Source organism: Novosphingobium pentaromativorans US6-1 (assembly GCF_000767465.1).
Classification (GTDB): Bacteria; Pseudomonadota; Alphaproteobacteria; order Sphingomonadales; family Sphingomonadaceae; genus Novosphingobium; species Novosphingobium pentaromativorans.
In genome coordinates this window covers 241,225-255,778 of the sequence record NZ_CP009293.1, presented here as the reverse complement: position 1 = coordinate 255,778, position 14,554 = coordinate 241,225, and the positions used below count along the sequence as shown (strand labels likewise).

At 62.8% G+C, this 14,554-nt stretch carries 17 protein-coding genes; 11 read left to right on the top strand and 6 right to left on the bottom strand.

Annotation, left to right across the window (positions count from 1 at the left end):
* Positions 1–9 precede the first annotated feature (9 nt).
* Positions 10–201: a hypothetical protein gene (locus JI59_RS23100; protein ID WP_007015559.1), complete on the bottom strand. Its 192-nt coding sequence runs from the start codon at positions 199–201 to the stop codon at positions 10–12.
* 644 nt (positions 202–845) lie between these two features.
* Between JI59_RS23100 and JI59_RS23095 the strand changes: the two genes are divergently transcribed.
* Positions 846–1,337 (top strand): hypothetical protein, encoded by a 492-nt coding sequence (locus JI59_RS23095; protein ID WP_238532647.1) that lies wholly within the window; start codon positions 846–848, stop codon positions 1,335–1,337.
* A gap of 366 nt (positions 1,338–1,703) precedes the next feature.
* The gene (locus JI59_RS23090) at positions 1,704–1,928 is read left to right on the top strand and encodes a hypothetical protein (protein ID WP_007015561.1); all 225 of its coding nucleotides are present in this window, start codon (positions 1,704–1,706) and stop codon (positions 1,926–1,928) included.
* 121 nt (positions 1,929–2,049) lie between these two features.
* On the opposite strand, the gene JI59_RS23085 is transcribed toward JI59_RS23090, so the two are convergent.
* Complete coding sequence (locus JI59_RS23085; RefSeq protein ID WP_007015562.1) at positions 2,050–2,268, bottom strand: hypothetical protein; 219 nt, start codon at positions 2,266–2,268, stop codon at positions 2,050–2,052.
* A gap of 480 nt (positions 2,269–2,748) precedes the next feature.
* On the opposite strand from JI59_RS23085, the gene JI59_RS23080 reads away from it, so the two are divergent.
* The 9 genes from JI59_RS23080 to JI59_RS23045 all read left to right on the top strand — a co-directional run bounded on the left by JI59_RS23080 (position 2,749) and on the right by JI59_RS23045 (position 11,677).
* Positions 2,749–3,039 carry a hypothetical protein gene (locus JI59_RS23080; protein ID WP_007015563.1) on the top strand — a complete coding sequence of 97 codons (291 nt, stop codon included), beginning with the start codon at positions 2,749–2,751 and terminating at the stop codon, positions 3,037–3,039.
* Positions 3,029–5,335, top strand: a complete 2,307-nt coding sequence (locus JI59_RS23075) for a type IV secretion system DNA-binding domain-containing protein (RefSeq protein WP_007015564.1) — start codon at positions 3,029–3,031, stop codon at positions 5,333–5,335. The genes JI59_RS23080 and JI59_RS23075 overlap by 11 nt, the downstream gene beginning before the upstream one ends.
* Complete coding sequence (gene mobF / locus JI59_RS23070; RefSeq protein WP_007015565.1) at positions 5,335–8,379, top strand: MobF family relaxase; 3,045 nt, start codon at positions 5,335–5,337, stop codon at positions 8,377–8,379. Before JI59_RS23075 ends, mobF begins: the two co-directional genes overlap by 1 nt.
* A 50-nt stretch (positions 8,380–8,429) precedes the next feature.
* On the top strand, positions 8,430–8,630 hold the full coding sequence (locus JI59_RS23065) for a hypothetical protein (protein ID WP_007015566.1): 201 nt from the start codon (positions 8,430–8,432) through the stop codon (positions 8,628–8,630).
* 10 nt (positions 8,631–8,640) lie between these two features.
* Complete coding sequence (locus JI59_RS23060) at positions 8,641–9,171, top strand: DUF2726 domain-containing protein (RefSeq protein ID WP_007015567.1); 531 nt, start codon at positions 8,641–8,643, stop codon at positions 9,169–9,171.
* A gap of 6 nt (positions 9,172–9,177) precedes the next feature.
* The gene (locus JI59_RS27860; RefSeq protein WP_007015568.1) at positions 9,178–9,321 is read left to right on the top strand and encodes a hypothetical protein; all 144 of its coding nucleotides are present in this window, start codon (positions 9,178–9,180) and stop codon (positions 9,319–9,321) included.
* Positions 9,322–9,520: 199 nt separating this feature from the next.
* Complete coding sequence (locus JI59_RS27855) at positions 9,521–9,838, top strand: hypothetical protein (RefSeq protein WP_007015569.1); 318 nt, start codon at positions 9,521–9,523, stop codon at positions 9,836–9,838.
* Between the two features lie 664 nt (positions 9,839–10,502).
* Positions 10,503–11,084, top strand: a complete 582-nt coding sequence (locus tag JI59_RS23050; protein WP_162829768.1) for a hypothetical protein — start codon at positions 10,503–10,505, stop codon at positions 11,082–11,084.
* A gap of 5 nt (positions 11,085–11,089) precedes the next feature.
* Positions 11,090–11,677 (top strand): RES family NAD+ phosphorylase, encoded by a 588-nt coding sequence (locus JI59_RS23045; protein WP_039858626.1) that lies wholly within the window; start codon positions 11,090–11,092, stop codon positions 11,675–11,677.
* Between the two features lie 15 nt (positions 11,678–11,692).
* Here the strand turns inward: JI59_RS23045 and JI59_RS27490 are convergent, their stop codons facing one another.
* From JI59_RS27490 to JI59_RS23030, 4 genes are all read right to left on the bottom strand, one after another.
* The gene (locus JI59_RS27490) at positions 11,693–11,839 is read right to left on the bottom strand and encodes a hypothetical protein (RefSeq protein WP_007015573.1); all 147 of its coding nucleotides are present in this window, start codon (positions 11,837–11,839) and stop codon (positions 11,693–11,695) included.
* A gap of 66 nt (positions 11,840–11,905) precedes the next feature.
* On the bottom strand, positions 11,906–12,907 hold the full coding sequence (locus JI59_RS23040) for a site-specific integrase (protein WP_007015574.1): 1,002 nt from the start codon (positions 12,905–12,907) through the stop codon (positions 11,906–11,908).
* A 76-nt stretch (positions 12,908–12,983) separates the two neighbouring features.
* Positions 12,984–13,841, bottom strand: a complete 858-nt coding sequence (locus JI59_RS23035) for a nucleotidyl transferase AbiEii/AbiGii toxin family protein (protein ID WP_041565058.1) — start codon at positions 13,839–13,841, stop codon at positions 12,984–12,986.
* Positions 13,834–14,520, bottom strand: coding sequence for a type IV toxin-antitoxin system AbiEi family antitoxin domain-containing protein (locus JI59_RS23030; RefSeq protein WP_041565057.1), 687 nt, complete (start codon positions 14,518–14,520; stop codon positions 13,834–13,836). Before JI59_RS23030 ends, JI59_RS23035 begins: the two co-directional genes overlap by 8 nt.
* Positions 14,521–14,554: the final 34 nt, after the last annotated feature.

The following is a 14,554-nucleotide window of genomic DNA, read 5'->3' as shown; positions in this document are numbered from 1 at the left end:
ATCGTCAGCCTAGCATGATCCTTCCGTGTGCACGCTTTCGCCATCCCGCATGACGGTGTCGATCGCCAGCTGGAGATGCCCGGCCGCGATATTCTCCCCCAACATATCGAGTAGCGGAAGCACCTCCCGCATCAGGACGATAGCGAGCGCTCGCCTCGTGGTCTGATCAGCCTTCGATAAGTCTTCGATCCGCTCGATCATATCCCCTCCGACATACGTCAAAAAGCCGTGGGCCATCGGGACGGGGACCATATGAAACCCCGGAAACTCCCGCGCACTGGGCGCGGGAGCCGGGGCTCGAAAACACAGTCGAAACAGTGCGCCTACGCTTTTAGTACCCGGGTACCTGGACATATGCGCAGGCACCCCGGCGTGAAGCTCACACCGAGTACCGCCTTCGACAGGGTTTTCGAGCCCCGGCACCACCGTTTTCGCAGCGCGGCCCGGCCCCTATCACAGACCACGATTCCCACCAAGAAGCCTTCGACTGGGAAGTCCGATATCCCTGCTACTTTGACCTCGCGGACGTTCGACCAAGGTGCTTTGCCGTTGACCCCGAACACCCTCGTGGGGCAGGAGAACAAAGCACGCGCGCTCTCACATCTCGGCATCAGACGAAGCTTCATCGCCAAAGCATGACGCTGGGTGTTTCTCGCCCGTCAAGGACCAGCGGTCCCCCCAATTTTGCCGCCGCTTCGCTCCGCTACCCGGCAACAAAATCGGTTCCCCCGCTGCCCGCTTCGCGGCGGCCAAGCCGTCCCTGACCGCCTCAACACCGCGTCCCGATGAGCCCATCCTCATCGATGAAAGATGGGGAGCACGGCATCATCCTGATGGAGGCTCTTATGGACAAACTTTCCGACGATCTCCGGGCGCTGTTCAACGCTCCGATGTGCCCGTACTGCGCGACGCTCTACGATCCCGAGCAATATGACGAGGTCGATGAATGCGCCCGCTGTTCGAACTGCGGCAGGACATACCAGGTCGCAGCCGAACAGCGTCCATCACAGCCGGACTCTCCACAGGAAGCGCCGCTGTCAGAACCCGCACAAACGGATGCTCTGGCGCAGTTTCGCGAGGAGGTGGATCGCATCTCGAAAGACATGATGCGCCAGACCACCGGCGGCAGCTACGAGATGTATGAGCGCTGGTTCACGGAGGCGCTGGAGCCGACCATCGACAAGCTCGATCCGGCGCTCCGGTCACAGGCAATCGCGATCGCCACCGAGCTTGGCTATATCGACGATCCCGAGGTCATGGCGGCCGGCTTCGGTCCGGGCCTCTGCTCGATCAGCGGCATCGACGAGACCTATTGCCACTGCGGTCGTCATCCCTGACGCCATCCGGGACCGGGCCTCGCGCTCGGTCCCATTTCTTTTACCGCTGGCATCAAGTCCCGGCTCGCTCGCGTGCCGCGCGGACCCGTCGGTCCGCACGCCGCTACGCCTTGCCGTGGTCTCCCGACGAGAGGAAACATCTCTCACAGTCTTCCCATTGTGTCGGACGCCCGAGACCGCCTCAAGGACGGCGGGGCCCCACCATTTTCTTCGGCGGATCGACCATGGCGCTTCTCCTTCGGCGTCAGTCGCCGCCGAAGAAAATCGTGACCCCCACCGCCGCTTCGCGGTCGCTTCGCGATCCTTGACCCGGCCTCGGCCGCCCGACGCGCAGCTCCTGTCATTCAAGACAGACAGGAGCCTATCATGCAGATGATCTCGACCAGCGCCGCCGCCGAAAATGCCGCCTTCTTCGCAGCCATCACGAATGCCGAACGTCGCGCGCTTCACAGCTACTTCGACCAGCATGTCGTGGCGGACGAGGAGGCCGGATACATCACCATCGACGAGGGCGATTATGGAGCGCTGCCGATGACAATCATCGACCGGATCGTCCACAGCGTGCCGGGCGGGCTTATCGATGAATTCTGAGCCAGACGGGGAGGGGCGCGCAGGCGCCTCTCCCCTTTTTTTTGTGCGGCGATGTTACGGGCATGAGGGGCATCGAGCCCCTCATGCCCGTGCCGCGACAAGGGGCCGCGGCGGAGGCTGGTCACGCTTTCAGACGCTTTTCCACTTCCTCGATTCCAAGCGTCCGGATACGGGCAACGAGCCCACCCAATCGCTTGCCGTCGAGTTTGAGCAGACCTGTCTTTTCAACCGCCTGGATTGCGGCCTCACGTTCCTTCTCTTCCAGTCGTTGCCGCCGCTCCTGAAGTTTGCGGCCTTCCTCTTCAATCGCTGCTCTTTCCTGTTCCAACGTGCGTGCCATGATGGCCCTCTCGGTTCACGCTGATCGGGCTATGAACGCCTCACCATAACCGCTCGTGGCCACTCCCGGAAGCACCGATCCGCATCCGCGATCGCGCCGTTCGTCAGCCGCCATCCGGCCCGTCATTCCGACCATAGGCCGGCCAGGTGCCCCGCCGGAGGCACTTTCCCAACCATTCCGAAAGCGTCCTGGACGCTCCGAGGGTCTGATCTCAGCCCTGTTGCAGAGAAGCACACCGAACGCACCTTTGGTGCATGGGTTCTGAAATAATTTCAATGGGTTATGGCTATATTGGTCTGTGGGCCGCTGTGGGACAGGACTTAGCCTCTCACGAAACCCACGATAATCCGCCGTTTCAGCGTGTTACGAGAGCACACGCTGCTTGCCGCTAAGCCGATTTCCTTGCTCCACCGAAGCGATTGCGCTATATACCGAGCCGGTTTCTGAGACCCCACCAGCCTCCCTGCTAGGAGGCTCGGTTTGACCATCCCCTACAAGCACTGCACGGTCCGCCTCGACCGCGGCAAATATGATCGCCTCGTCGCGCTCGCCGCGGAACGCGGATGCACGCCGTCCGACCTGCTGCGCGCGGCTGTCGATGCCTTCCTGGGATCGGGCCAGCTGCTGAGCTCCAGCCATCGCCGGATCGCCCGTATCAGCGAGTTCCAGCAGCTCGCCCTCGACATCATCATCCGCGAACAATTCCCCGAATATCGCGATCGCATCATCGCGGAAACCGACAAGCGATTGGAGCAATATCATGGCGCGTGAGGACATCCGCACGGACGGGCGTCCCGTCCCGCTCACCCATCAATCCGCGCGTGGCCGCGTGCAGCGCAATGCCGGTAATTTTACCCGCGGCAGCCAGCTTCTCACCCACGAGATGCTGATGTGGTTCTCAGGCGCGAGGCTCCCCTTCATTCTGTGGTTCTTCGCCTTCCTCGCCGCCTGGTTCATCATCATGTCGATCAAGCTCGACGAGCATGGCTTCCAGCTTGTCTGCATGAAGATCTACGCGACGCTCTGGAACTGGATCGATCTCAATCCGGGCAAGCGCGTCAACGTCACGCTTCCCAACGGCGAGATCATGCGCACCGTGATGAAAGCGGTGCCCTATATCCCCGAGGTCATCACGGCTTGGGGGGTTGCCATGCGCGGCCTCATCGGCGCCTTCCTGATCTCGGTCTTCATCACCATTCCGGCGGCCATCTGGTTCGTCGATATCTCGCATCGACGGGGTCGTTCGATCCTTCAGGAACGCCACGAACGCGGTGCCATGCTGGTCGACCGCACCGTCCTGCTCGCGGAGATCAACGAGCACAACCGTATCAAGTTCGAAGAGGATGCCGCCGACCTCTTCCCGGGCATGTCCCCGCGCCAGGTTCTGGCGCTACCGTTCCGTGCGCGCAAGGAAGCCGGCGTCCATCATCCCTACACGCTCGCCGGAATCCCTTTCCCGCACCGCACCGAGCAGTCGCATGCCATGCTCATCGGCACCACCGGCTCGGGCAAGACGACCGAGCTCAGGAGCCTCGTTCGTCAAATGCGCGAGCGCCAGGATACGGCCGTCATCTTCGATCTCACCGGCGCCTATGTCGAAGCCTTCTACGATCCATCCCGCGACACGATTCTCAATCCAATGGACGCGCGCTGCCCGGCCTGGTCGATCTTCAACGACTGCCGCACGCACAGCGAGTTTACCGCCGCCGCTGCGGCGCTCATCCCCTCGGACGGCGGTTCCTCCGAACCCTTCTGGGCGCTCGCCGCGCGCACGCTGTTCATCGAGATGTGCATCCGCTTGATAGAGCGCGGCCAGACCAGCAATCTCGCACTCTCCGAGAACCTGATGACGGCGGACCTGAAGCGTGTTCACCGCTTCCTCGCCAACACCATCGCCGACCCGCTGACGGCCCCGGAAGCGGCCCGTATGGCGGAATCGATTCGCGCCGTCTTCAATACGAATGCGCAAGTCCTGCGCTTCCTGCCGGACGAGGGCGAGCCCTTCTCCATCCGTAACTGGATTACCCGCGATAAGAAGCCCGGCTCGATCCTGTTCGTGACGTCGAACTATGTCGATCTGCCGATGAACCGGGCGCTGCTGACGCTCTGGATGGACCTTGCCATCAACCGCCTGATGACGCTGCCGCGCACGCGCAGCTTGCGCACCTGGTTCATGTTTGACGAACTTGGCGCGCTCCATCGTCTGCCGGCGATCGAGAACGGTCTTCAGACCGCGCGCGCATTCGGTGGCGCGATGATCCTCGGCATCCACAGCTTCGAGAAGCTGGTCGACGTCTATGGCGAGCAGGGGGCTCGCAATCTGGCCTCACTCGCGCGCTCCAAGCTCATCCTTGCGACCGCCGATCTCGACACCGCCGAGCAGTGCGCGCGCTATATCGGCAACCGCGAGGTCCGCCAGATGGATGAAGCCTACAGCTATGGCTACAACAACACCCGCGATGCCTCGACGCTGACCCCGCGCAAGCAGGTCGAGCCACTCGTCATCGCCGACGACATCACCAATTTGCCCTCGATGCACGGCTTCGTGAAGTTCCCCGATGGCTTTCCCGCAGCGCGGATTCTGCTCGAATGGAAGGACTATCCTCAAGTCGCCCAGGGCTTCGTCCAACGGCCCGATGTCGGGCCGGTGCGGTCAAAGCGCGGAGAGGAAGCGTTCGAGGGGGAAGAGGCAGGGGAGGCCGGCGGGCGCGACGGCTCGCTGCAGGTGGTGGAGGAGGTGGCCGAGACCACCAATCTCGCCCGCGACCTCGCCGCGAGCATCCTCTCGGCCGAGGTCGAGGAGGACGACGATGCTGCCCGGCGCGCAGGCCAGCGCGGCGACGATCGGGACGAACAGGCGACGCCTGGTACCCATGCCGCAGACAAGGCGCAGGCAGCGCGCGCCGGCGGCGAGGAGCAACCGGTCTCCGCGCGCGAGCGGGACGATCGCCGCGACGGTCACCGGCATGGCGAGACGAGCCCGCAAGTCGAGGACCAGACCCTTGTCGAGTTGCGCCAGGCTTTCGCCAGCGGCCGCGACGATGACGGCATGGATATGGGTATCTGATGCTCTCGGTAGCCGGCGTCCGCTCCGCTTCCGGTGCCGCGAACTATTTCGCGAAGGACGACTATTATACGGTTGAGGGATCGTCCGAAATCAGCGCCTGGGGAGGGGAGGGCGCCGAGGCAATCGGACTCGCCGGCGAGGTCTCCAAGGACGCGTTCGAAGGCGTCCTCAACGGCATCCTTCCAAGCGGCGAAGCGGTCGCCCAGGTCGAGAACCGGCGCGCGGGCTACGACCTCACATTTTCGATGCCGAAGTCGGCGTCGATCATGGCCTATGTCGCCGGCGACAAGCGTGTGCTCGAGGCCAACATGGCGGCCGTCAAGCAGACCATGGCCTGGCTGGAGAAAAACCTCGCGGAGGGGCGGCGCGATATCGAAGGCCGCAAGGTGCCGGTCCAGACCGGCAATCTCGTCTATGCGTTGTTCCAGCATGACACCAGCCGGGCGCTCGATCCCCAGGCGCATATCCACGCGGTGATCGCCAATCTCACGCGCATGCCCGACGGCAAATGGCAGGCGCTCCATGCCGACAAGCTCTGGAGCCACAACAGCATCATCGGCTCGGTCTACCATGCCTTCCTGCGCGCTGGGCTCGAGCGGATCGGCTATCAGGTGGACCTCAAGGGCAAGCATGGCACGTTCGAAATCTCGGGCGTGCCAAAGGGTGTGATCGGCGAATTCAGTCAACGCCGCGAGGAGATACTCGAGCGCGCGACGCAGTTGGGCATCAAGTCGCCCGAGGGCCTGCGCGAAATCACCAAGCGGTCGCGCGATCCCAAGCTCGATGTCGAGGACCGCGCGGCCCTCAAGCAGGGCTGGATCGATCAGGCTGCCGCCCACGGCTTCGACGGCAAGGACTTGCGCGCAGCAGCCGAGGCCCGTGCCGGGCTGGCGGCTCCCGAAAGCGCTTTGGAGCGCGGCTACCGCGCCATCGTCGATGCCGTCGACGGCGCCCGCCAGACGCTGGGAGCGCTGCTTCGTCCCCAGGACCCTCTGGTGGACAATGCGCTCGCCCGGGCGGTCAAGTCGCCGGGGGAAGCGCGCGCGCAGCTTGCGGTCGCGTCCGCGGTGCGAATGCTTTCCGAACGTGAGGCTGCCTGGCCCGTCAACCTGCTGAGCAAGACCGCCCTCGATCTCGGTCTCAAGGGCGTCACCGTCGACATGATCGAGAAGCGGATCGACCAGCTCGTGGCGAACCGCCAGCTCATTCCGGGCGTCGCGACCGTCGCGGACCGGACCGGCCGTATGGTGACCACGCAGGAAGCGCTGCGCACCGAGGAAAAGATTCTCGAGGCTGTTGATAAGGGCAAGGGGAAAGCCGAGCCGATCGTGGCGGCGGCCGATGCGCCGCAGCGCCTGCAGGATGCGGCGGCTCTGCCTCTCAATCCGGGTCAGCTTGCCGCCGCGACGATGATTCTCTCCTCCGCTGACCGCTCGCTCTCTGTCCAGGGCGTCGCGGGTGCAGGCAAGTCGACGATGCTCCAGGCGGTGGCGCGGGTCGCGGAAGCGGAGGGGCAGACGATCACCGGCCTCGCCTTCCAGAACAAGATGGTGGCCGACCTCGCCGAAGGGGCCGGCATCAAGGCGCAAACGATCGCGTCGTTCGTGCTCGCGAACGAGCGCTTCATCAGCGAACGGGACACACCTCGCTACGAGGCAGCGCGCGAGAAGCTCGCCGGCACCATGTTGCTGGTCGACGAGACGTCGATGGTCTCGAGCAACGACATGCTCAAGCTCCACCTGATCACCGCGGCCCTGGGCGTTGACAAGCTTGTGCTGGTCGGTGATCGCCAGCAGCTTTCCTCGATCGATGCCGGCAAGGCCTTCGCCATGATCCAGGCGGGCGGCGGCACCACGGCCCGCATGGACCAGAATATCCGTCAGCGCACCGACCAGCTGCGCACGGTCGCCGCGCTCGCCAATATCGGCAAGGCCGGTGCGGCGATGAAGGTGCTGGGGGATCGAGTGGTCGAGGCGGCCGAGCCAGCCGCCGCCGCCGCCGACATGTGGCTTGGGCTTGACCCGCAAGAGCGCGAGGCGACTGCCGTCTTTGCTTCGGGCCGCGATGCCCGGGCTATCATCAACCAGCGCATCCAGGACGGATTGATTGCCGAGGGCAGCGTCAAGGGCGAGGCGATCCATCTCACCGTCTACGAGCGAGTCAACACGACCCGCGAGGAGCTGCGCTATGCTTCGACCTATCGGCAGGGCCAGACACTGGAGGTCGGTCGTGGCGGTGCGCAGGACGTCGGCATCAGGGCAGGGCGCTACGACGTCCTGAAAGTTCATGCGAATGGGAAGGTGGAGCTAGCCGACGGGCGCAGGAGGATTCGGTTCGATCCCCAGAAGCTGTCGCCGACGGAACAGCGCGACCGGCTGCAGCTCTCCCAGAAAAAGGATCTGCAACTGCGTGAAGGCGACCGCATCCGCTGGACCGCCAACGACAAGGAGCGCGGCTTGCATAATGCCGAGCTCGCCCGTGTTATTGGCGTCGATGCCAATGGCGTGAAGGTTGAGACTGCAGACAAGGCGCTTCTGACGCTCGGCCTCGGTGACCCGATGCTGTCCCGGCTCGACCTTGCCTACAGCCTCAACATGCACATGGCGCAGGGAATCACCACCGACAAGGCGATCACCGTCATGTCGGCGTACGAGCGCAACCTCTCGAACCAGCGCCTTTTCAACGTCGGCGTCACCCGCGTGCGCGACGAGCTGACCATGATCGTGGACGACAAGGAGAAGCTCGAGCGTCAGCTCGACATGAATCCGGGCAATAAGACCTCCGCGCTCGAGACGCTCGGCCGTCTCGATATCGACGGCAAAAAGGGACCCGGCGCTCAGCCCCGCGAGAAATTCGACCCAGGACCGATCGACGGCGTCGACCTCTCGGATCTCCCGCCGCTTGTAACCGACCTGCCGCCATTGCCCGACAACTCGGCCTCGGCGTCAGCTGCCAAAAATCCGAAGGCGCCGCCGGACGTGAAGTCCGATCGCAGCGATCCACTGCCGCCGCTGCCGGAGCGCAGCCTGGGGCTCGACTTGTGAATGGACATACCGCCGGCGTGGTGCCCGCGGCGAAGAGAAGGAGACGAACAATGGGTTGGGACTTCGAGCAGGCCGGTAAGTTCGGCAGTGAGAAGGCGGCGGACGACTATGCCCGACGAAACAATATCGACCCGCGCGACGTCCAGATTACCCGCAAGGGCGAAGAGATCGAGCTCAACATTCGCCGCTCGGCGCTCGACAGGCGAAACCTGCGAGACAATGGCGAAGGCAGGCGGGACGGCTGGGGCTGAGAGCGCGGCCATGGAAAAGCTGAATATCGTTGGCTCGATGCTGGGTTCGATCGTGCCGGTGCTCGTCCTTGTGGGCTCGGCTGCGATCCTGTTCGCGATCCTGGGCGGAGCCCTTGGACTGTCCGGTCCACCAGCACCTGTTGCCAAACCCCTCATGACCCGGCGCGAGGAGGCCATGCTCGTCGTGCTCGAGGAGATCTTCCCCATGTATCGTTTCCATGCGCAGGTGGCGATGGGCGCGCTTCTGAAAGCGCCGGCACGGCCTGGCCGACGATCTTCGCCAGCCGATCGCAATGCGTTCTCGCAAAAGATCGTCGACTTCGTGGTTCAAGACCCGACCACTGGCAAGGTGGTTGCTCTCATCGAAGTCGATGACTGGTCGCATAGCGCGGCGAGGAACCGCATCCGCGACGCCATGACATCTGGTGCGGGCTATCGCACCTTTCGCATTCCCGCATCGGCTCGGCCCACCATCCCGGCGGTGCTTCGGGTGGTTGGCCCGCTTCGGGAAGAGTCACTTCAGATCGCCTTCGAAGGATAATCGGCGATGGGACTGGATGACCGGGATTATATGCGCGAGCGCTACCGTGCTCGCTCCAGAGACACCAGATGGAATGACCGCGCCGGACGGGTCGAGGGAGCCTGGTTCGATCCCGTCAACCATGGCTTCGAACAGCAGCGCAGCCGGTAATGGCAGTTCCCGCCCTCAGCGTCGTGGCATATTTCGCTGGCTGCCGTTCGCGCTGTGCTTTCTGTTGGTCGCAATACCGGCCTGGCACTCCCTGAAGCGGGAGGGATGGTTTCCCCATTCGGGACCGGACTTGCCGTTCCCGGAGACCGGCAGCGTTACAGTCAGTTCTGCCGTCAATCCAGTGTCTGCGTCCGCGCGCATGGCGGTGACGACGTCCAACGCCAATGCGGTAGTCCAGCTCTTTGAACCTCGCAGCGGGCGGCATGTGATCTCGGTTTATGTTCGTAAGAACGACCACGCGACCGTCGCAGTCCCACCGGGCACCTATCAGATGAAGGTTGCGGAAGGTCAACGCTGGTACGGCCAGAAAGCGTTCTTCGGTTTTTCGGCCACCTATGAGACCGTCACACTCCCGATGACGTTCACGCGCGGTCGCGGCAACGGTATCGATCTCCGCAGGCGCCCAGATGGAACGCTTCCCATGCGGCCGAATTGGAGAGCGCCGAGCCCCATATAGCGCTCTCGTTCTGGGGCCATCGCGTGGCCGTCAAGATGAAGGCAGACTGGTCGAACTGGTTGCGGCATATGAGCACGGTGCTAGCTCGCTCTCCCGTTCAGCGCGCAATACAGCATCGCCTGACGTGAAGCGCTCACCTTTGTTCGGGCGCTCCGCCGTCTTTTCCCGGACGACACCGATACCAACACCTTCGAAGCCTGGTATTGAGAACGAAATCTAGGCGATGCAACTCGTCAGCCTTGGTTGCAAACTTGACCAAGGCTATTCTTCTCAAAGCTGGACCGTTTGTTCGCAATCCGTCTGGTGCTGGCGCAGTGTGCCTAAGCAGAGGCACGCAAGAGACTACGTTTCTGCCCGCCGGAATATTTCGATAAAGGTGGCCGTTGACTGAGTCCTTCGGACACCATGCCTGCCGTGACCGCGGTTTTTCAACAAGCCTGATTTGAGGAGTTCACGCGCGTTAGAGACAAAGGAAGGCGTAGGCCCCCACCATAGTCAGAAATGTTCGAATGAAGCGGCGCGCACGCATTACGTCCCACCTTCGATGTCTAGACGAGGTGCCGGCAACGCTTCACCAGGCAGCGAACTAAGCCGGCGGGTAATGCCCTGGTTGAAACTGTGGTGATTTCAATCTATATGTAACTGACTCAACAGGAATGATCAAATGGTTCGTCCGGGAAATATGGGCTTCGTAGATGCGGATCGTGTCCTCCACGACCGCATCGTGGCAAGCACCGACCGCATAATTAAAATGATGCCGGCGGCGGCAAAGGCCGCCGCCATCAGCAGTATCGACGTGCCCAGCCTGGTCTTTCATCTCGCTCTTGGCATTCCGGCGGTCGAAACGGATAACCCGGAAGCTGCAGAGAGGATCACGAATGCCATCGCTTTCAAGCGACGGATGATCGACGCGGCGGGCGGCGCGCTGACTGCAGAGAGGGTGCGCACGCTGCTCGGACACAAGACGATCCAGGCCGTCTATAAGGCTGTGAAGGACCGGCGATTATTGATGGTCGAGGACAATGGGACCAAGCTTTTCCCGGTGTTCCAGTTCGACGGCAACGCGATCCTCCCAGGAATTGCGAAGGTTCTCAGTGCCGCTCCGCATACGACTGGCTGGGCCATCCTGCAGTTCCTCATCGGCGGCGATGAAGGTCTTGATGGCATGAGCCCCATCGAACTCCTCAAGGGCAGCGACGCAGAGGTCGAACGCATCGTGCGGTTCGCCCGTGCCCTCGAAGACTGACGAATATGGCGGCGGAAGGGAGGATTCCCGTTGCAACGACCGCTACGGGCAGGGTGCTCCATCGGGTTCACGGCGCGACGGTCGCTGCCAGATGGTATGGCCGCATGGACGCGACCTGGCGGTGGGACGATCCAGAAGGCAAATTCGGTGTTCTCTATCTTGGCAAGACGCTCATAGGTCCTTTCGCGGAAACTCTGCTGCGGACGCCAAACGACCGGGATGTCCTTTGGGATCAGGTGGCCAGGAGACGCGCGGCAACCTTCATTACGACCAGGCCCATCCGACTGGCCAAGGTCCATGGACCGGGCCTCGGCTGGTTCAGGACTACCGTTGCGAGTGTCTCGGCCGACTTCGATCCGGTTGACAATCCAGGCGCCTATGCGGTGCCGCAGCAGATTTCCGCCCGCGTTTATGAGAACACGAGCCTTGACGGCATTCAGTACCGATCGCGGTTCGATAGCGACGAGCTATGCATCGCGCTTTTCGATCGGGCCGATGATGCAATCACGCTGCGCGCCGAGGGAGTGGCGATCAGCAAATCCTGGGCAAAGAAGCTCCTTTCTGACCGTGGCTACACACTGATCGAACTCTGAACCTCGTCTGGGCTTTCACGGCGCAATTCCACTCGCGGGGCGGTCGAAAGACCGATAGGCGGAGTCGACAAGGATGCGCTGTTGCAGAGCTGTGGATGCCTGGGCCATCGCCGGATGGTAATTCGGCATGGCATAGGCCTGCCATTCTGGCGCCGTTTTCATTGCCGGCTCTTCAAGGTTGTTGGATTTCGCTGCGAGACAGGTTAGCCGGCGCCGCGCAACCCGGCATCAAAGAAACTTGTCGCCGGCATGGTCTTCGAACCTAGCCGCATCGCGGACATAGCCTGCAACTGTATCGAGCGACTTGTGACGCGAATGGTCCTTCATTTTGAAAAGGTTCGCTCGCCTCGCGGCCGCCTCGGTAAGGAAGCCCGCGCGGAGAGAATGGCCGGAGAAGAGGGCCGGGTCATAGCCCGCTGCCGATGCGCAGGTTTTCACTAAGCGGGATACGGTCTTGTCTGTCATCGGATCGGCCGTAACTGCGTCGCCCCGCGTGAGCCGGCGGAAGACCGGGCCTGTCCGCGGCTTGCCGGTAACAGGATCGGAACCCCTCAGATCGGCTGCCTCCAGCCAGTCGCCGAGCAAGCTCACTGGTCGGATATGCCGGCCTTCGGGGATCGCAATTTCCTGGCCTTCAGCCTCCTGATCGCCTTTCGAGCGCGGAATCGTGATCCGCACGCCGCCCGCCTCGAAGGCGAGATCGGACAAGAGCATGGCGGCGATTTCCGAACGGCGGAACGCGCCCGCCATGCCGACCGCCAGGATCGCCCGGTCGCGCTTGGCGCGCAAGCCCGAGCCCGTGATGGTCGCGAGCATGGCGGTGAGCACATCCGCCGCCGCCGGCGTCTTCTGGTCCTTCTTGCGCGCATATTTACGGCGCACGCCCGCCATCATCTGGGCGATGACGCCAGCAGCGTCCCGCGCACTGGGCGAGGCGAGACCCACCTCCTTGTGATGGTGATTGATCGCCGCGACGCGACGGCCGATCGTGACGGGCGCGATGCCCGCTTCGGCCTCGACATGCGCGAACAGTGCGACGATGTCGGGATGCGCGGGCAGCGCCTCGACATTGCGTGCGTCGCAGAAGTCGCAAAAGCGCTGCCAGTCCGTGGCGTAGGCCTTTTGCGTCGAATGAGCCTTGGACGCCGCCAGCGTGTCGCGCGCGCCCTCAATCTCCGAGAGCAGATCGGGCGGAAGATTATTTGAAATCGGAAGCAGGTCGCGGGTCATCAGACATGACCTCGCATGCCGCCCCTTCGGCCGAGGGACGCCTCATGGCGATCTAGTGCGCGTGGCGGCTCGGCTGTCATTTCGACGCGGCCCGGCCGAGCTGAGCGAGCTTGGCGTCGAAGAAGGCCTCGCTCCACAGGCTGAGCGACTTGGCGTCGGCAGGACGCAGGAAGCGCTCTACGTCGGCAGCGGCCGCGCTCCAGTCGATCGCCCCAATCTTCGCCTTCAGGCTCTGGACGAGCCAGACGCCGTCGATCTCCAGCACCTCGTTCTGCCACGGACCCGTCTGCAGAAGCGCGGCGCCGAGCAGCGGGAGGTTCGGATAGATGCCGTTCGCGACGTACCAGGAGAAATCGAACCAGTCGCGACCCTTCAAATAGGGCCTGCAAAGGAGCGCGTGGATCTTCAGCGCAAAATTCGAGGCGAGATTCTGGTGCCGCACCTGATAATCGGCAGGGAAATCCAGAAAGGTCGTCGCTTCCCCCGATCCGGCCGGCGGATTGGTGTCGATTTCGAGCTTGATCCTGATCGGCCTGGCACGCCCTGGCCCCGCAAAGCTCAGATTGAGCTGGCTCGCGATGGAATCGTCCTTGAGGATCGCTTCGCGCACCGCCCGGTCCATCTTGTCTCTGGGCTGAGCCTCGAGCTTCAGGCCGAACTGAGCGAACACCTCGACCAGCGCGGAGAGGTATGGAGACCACCGAAATTCCGGGTCGGGCGCGCGCAGCAGAAAATTCAGATCCTCCGAAAAGCGCGGAAGTGCGTGGAGAATGCGCAGGCTCGTTCCGCCCTGGAAGAGGGCGACGTCGAAGAAATCGGCGCGCCAGAGCGCATAGAGCGCGATCTCCTGGATGATCTCTTTGGTCGCATTCTCTTCCTCGAGGGCATTGGCGGCGCGGTAATCGCGCAGCTTCTTCTGGATAATCTCAATCATTAGTGGGGCCTTTCGGCGAACGCGGCCGGCTCGCGGGCAGAGCAAGCTCCAGTGCGTGCAGGAAGTGGTTGACCAGCTTGTGCTTGTACACCGGCGTCAGCTTCGCCAACTCCTTGCGCTTGAGCGAGAGGAGGCGGTCTTCGTCGATCCGCAACCCGCTCGTGAGCCAGTCGAGACCTGTCCAGCCTTGCTTGCGCAGGGCGACGAGATCGAGGAGGGCCCGCAGAGGGCTCGCGACAAAAGCAGTGAGGGCGCCGAACTTCTCCCGCTCGACGCCGACCAGATACTGATAGTCTTGGATGGCGAGGGGGTGAAAGGTGAAGCGGCCCATGTGGGGCGTGTCGAATTCCAGCGATTTTCGCCTAGGGGTCACGCTCGCGGTACTGTAGACCGCCTCGGGAATCCAGCCATGGTGGGCGAGGGCGGTCTCGAAGGAAACATAGCTTCCCGGTAGGAAAGCTTGGGCGACCGCGAAAGGATGAATGGCATCCGATCGATATCGGCTTCCCAGGAGATAGGTTCCGCGCTTCAGACGAATGAGCGAGCCATCTTTCAGCGCACGATTGACGAGCGCATAGCGACGTGCCGAGCCGCCGCCGACGGCCTCGCCGAGTTGACGCTCATCAAACACACGGCCAGCGAGATTTCCATCGGACAAGGCGGAGGCGAGGGCGTTCATAAAATTCCTAATACTTCCATAATATGAAAGTTTC

What these genes read in the sequence shown, in the direction of transcription:
- JI59_RS23085 (WP_007015562.1), bottom strand. Translation starts at nt 2,268, where the DNA reads ATGGCACGCACGTTGGAACAGGAAAGAGCAGCGATTGAAGAGGAAGGC.
- JI59_RS23035 (WP_041565058.1), bottom strand. Translation starts at nt 13,841, where the DNA reads ATGATTGAGATTATCCAGAAGAAGCTGCGCGATTACCGCGCCGCCAAT.
- JI59_RS27855 (WP_007015569.1), top strand. Translation starts at nt 9,521, where the DNA reads ATGGCGGTGACGACGTCCAACGCCAATGCGGTAGTCCAGCTCTTTGAA.
- JI59_RS23040 (WP_007015574.1), bottom strand. Translation starts at nt 12,907, where the DNA reads ATGACCCGCGACCTGCTTCCGATTTCAAATAATCTTCCGCCCGATCTG.
- JI59_RS23065 (WP_007015566.1), top strand. Translation starts at nt 8,430, where the DNA reads ATGGGTTGGGACTTCGAGCAGGCCGGTAAGTTCGGCAGTGAGAAGGCG.
- JI59_RS23095 (WP_238532647.1), top strand. Translation starts at nt 846, where the DNA reads ATGGACAAACTTTCCGACGATCTCCGGGCGCTGTTCAACGCTCCGATG.
- JI59_RS23030 (WP_041565057.1), bottom strand. Translation starts at nt 14,520, where the DNA reads ATGAACGCCCTCGCCTCCGCCTTGTCCGATGGAAATCTCGCTGGCCGT.
- JI59_RS23090 (WP_007015561.1), top strand. Translation starts at nt 1,704, where the DNA reads ATGCAGATGATCTCGACCAGCGCCGCCGCCGAAAATGCCGCCTTCTTC.
- JI59_RS27860 (WP_007015568.1), top strand. Translation starts at nt 9,178, where the DNA reads ATGGGACTGGATGACCGGGATTATATGCGCGAGCGCTACCGTGCTCGC.
- JI59_RS23045 (WP_039858626.1), top strand. Translation starts at nt 11,090, where the DNA reads ATGGCGGCGGAAGGGAGGATTCCCGTTGCAACGACCGCTACGGGCAGG.
- JI59_RS23075 (WP_007015564.1), top strand. Translation starts at nt 3,029, where the DNA reads ATGGCGCGTGAGGACATCCGCACGGACGGGCGTCCCGTCCCGCTCACC.
- JI59_RS27490 (WP_007015573.1), bottom strand. Translation starts at nt 11,839, where the DNA reads ATGAAAACGGCGCCAGAATGGCAGGCCTATGCCATGCCGAATTACCAT.
- mobF (WP_007015565.1), top strand. Translation starts at nt 5,335, where the DNA reads ATGCTCTCGGTAGCCGGCGTCCGCTCCGCTTCCGGTGCCGCGAACTAT.
- JI59_RS23060 (WP_007015567.1), top strand. Translation starts at nt 8,641, where the DNA reads ATGGAAAAGCTGAATATCGTTGGCTCGATGCTGGGTTCGATCGTGCCG.
- JI59_RS23100 (WP_007015559.1), bottom strand. Translation starts at nt 201, where the DNA reads ATGATCGAGCGGATCGAAGACTTATCGAAGGCTGATCAGACCACGAGG.
- JI59_RS23050 (WP_162829768.1), top strand. Translation starts at nt 10,503, where the DNA reads ATGGTTCGTCCGGGAAATATGGGCTTCGTAGATGCGGATCGTGTCCTC.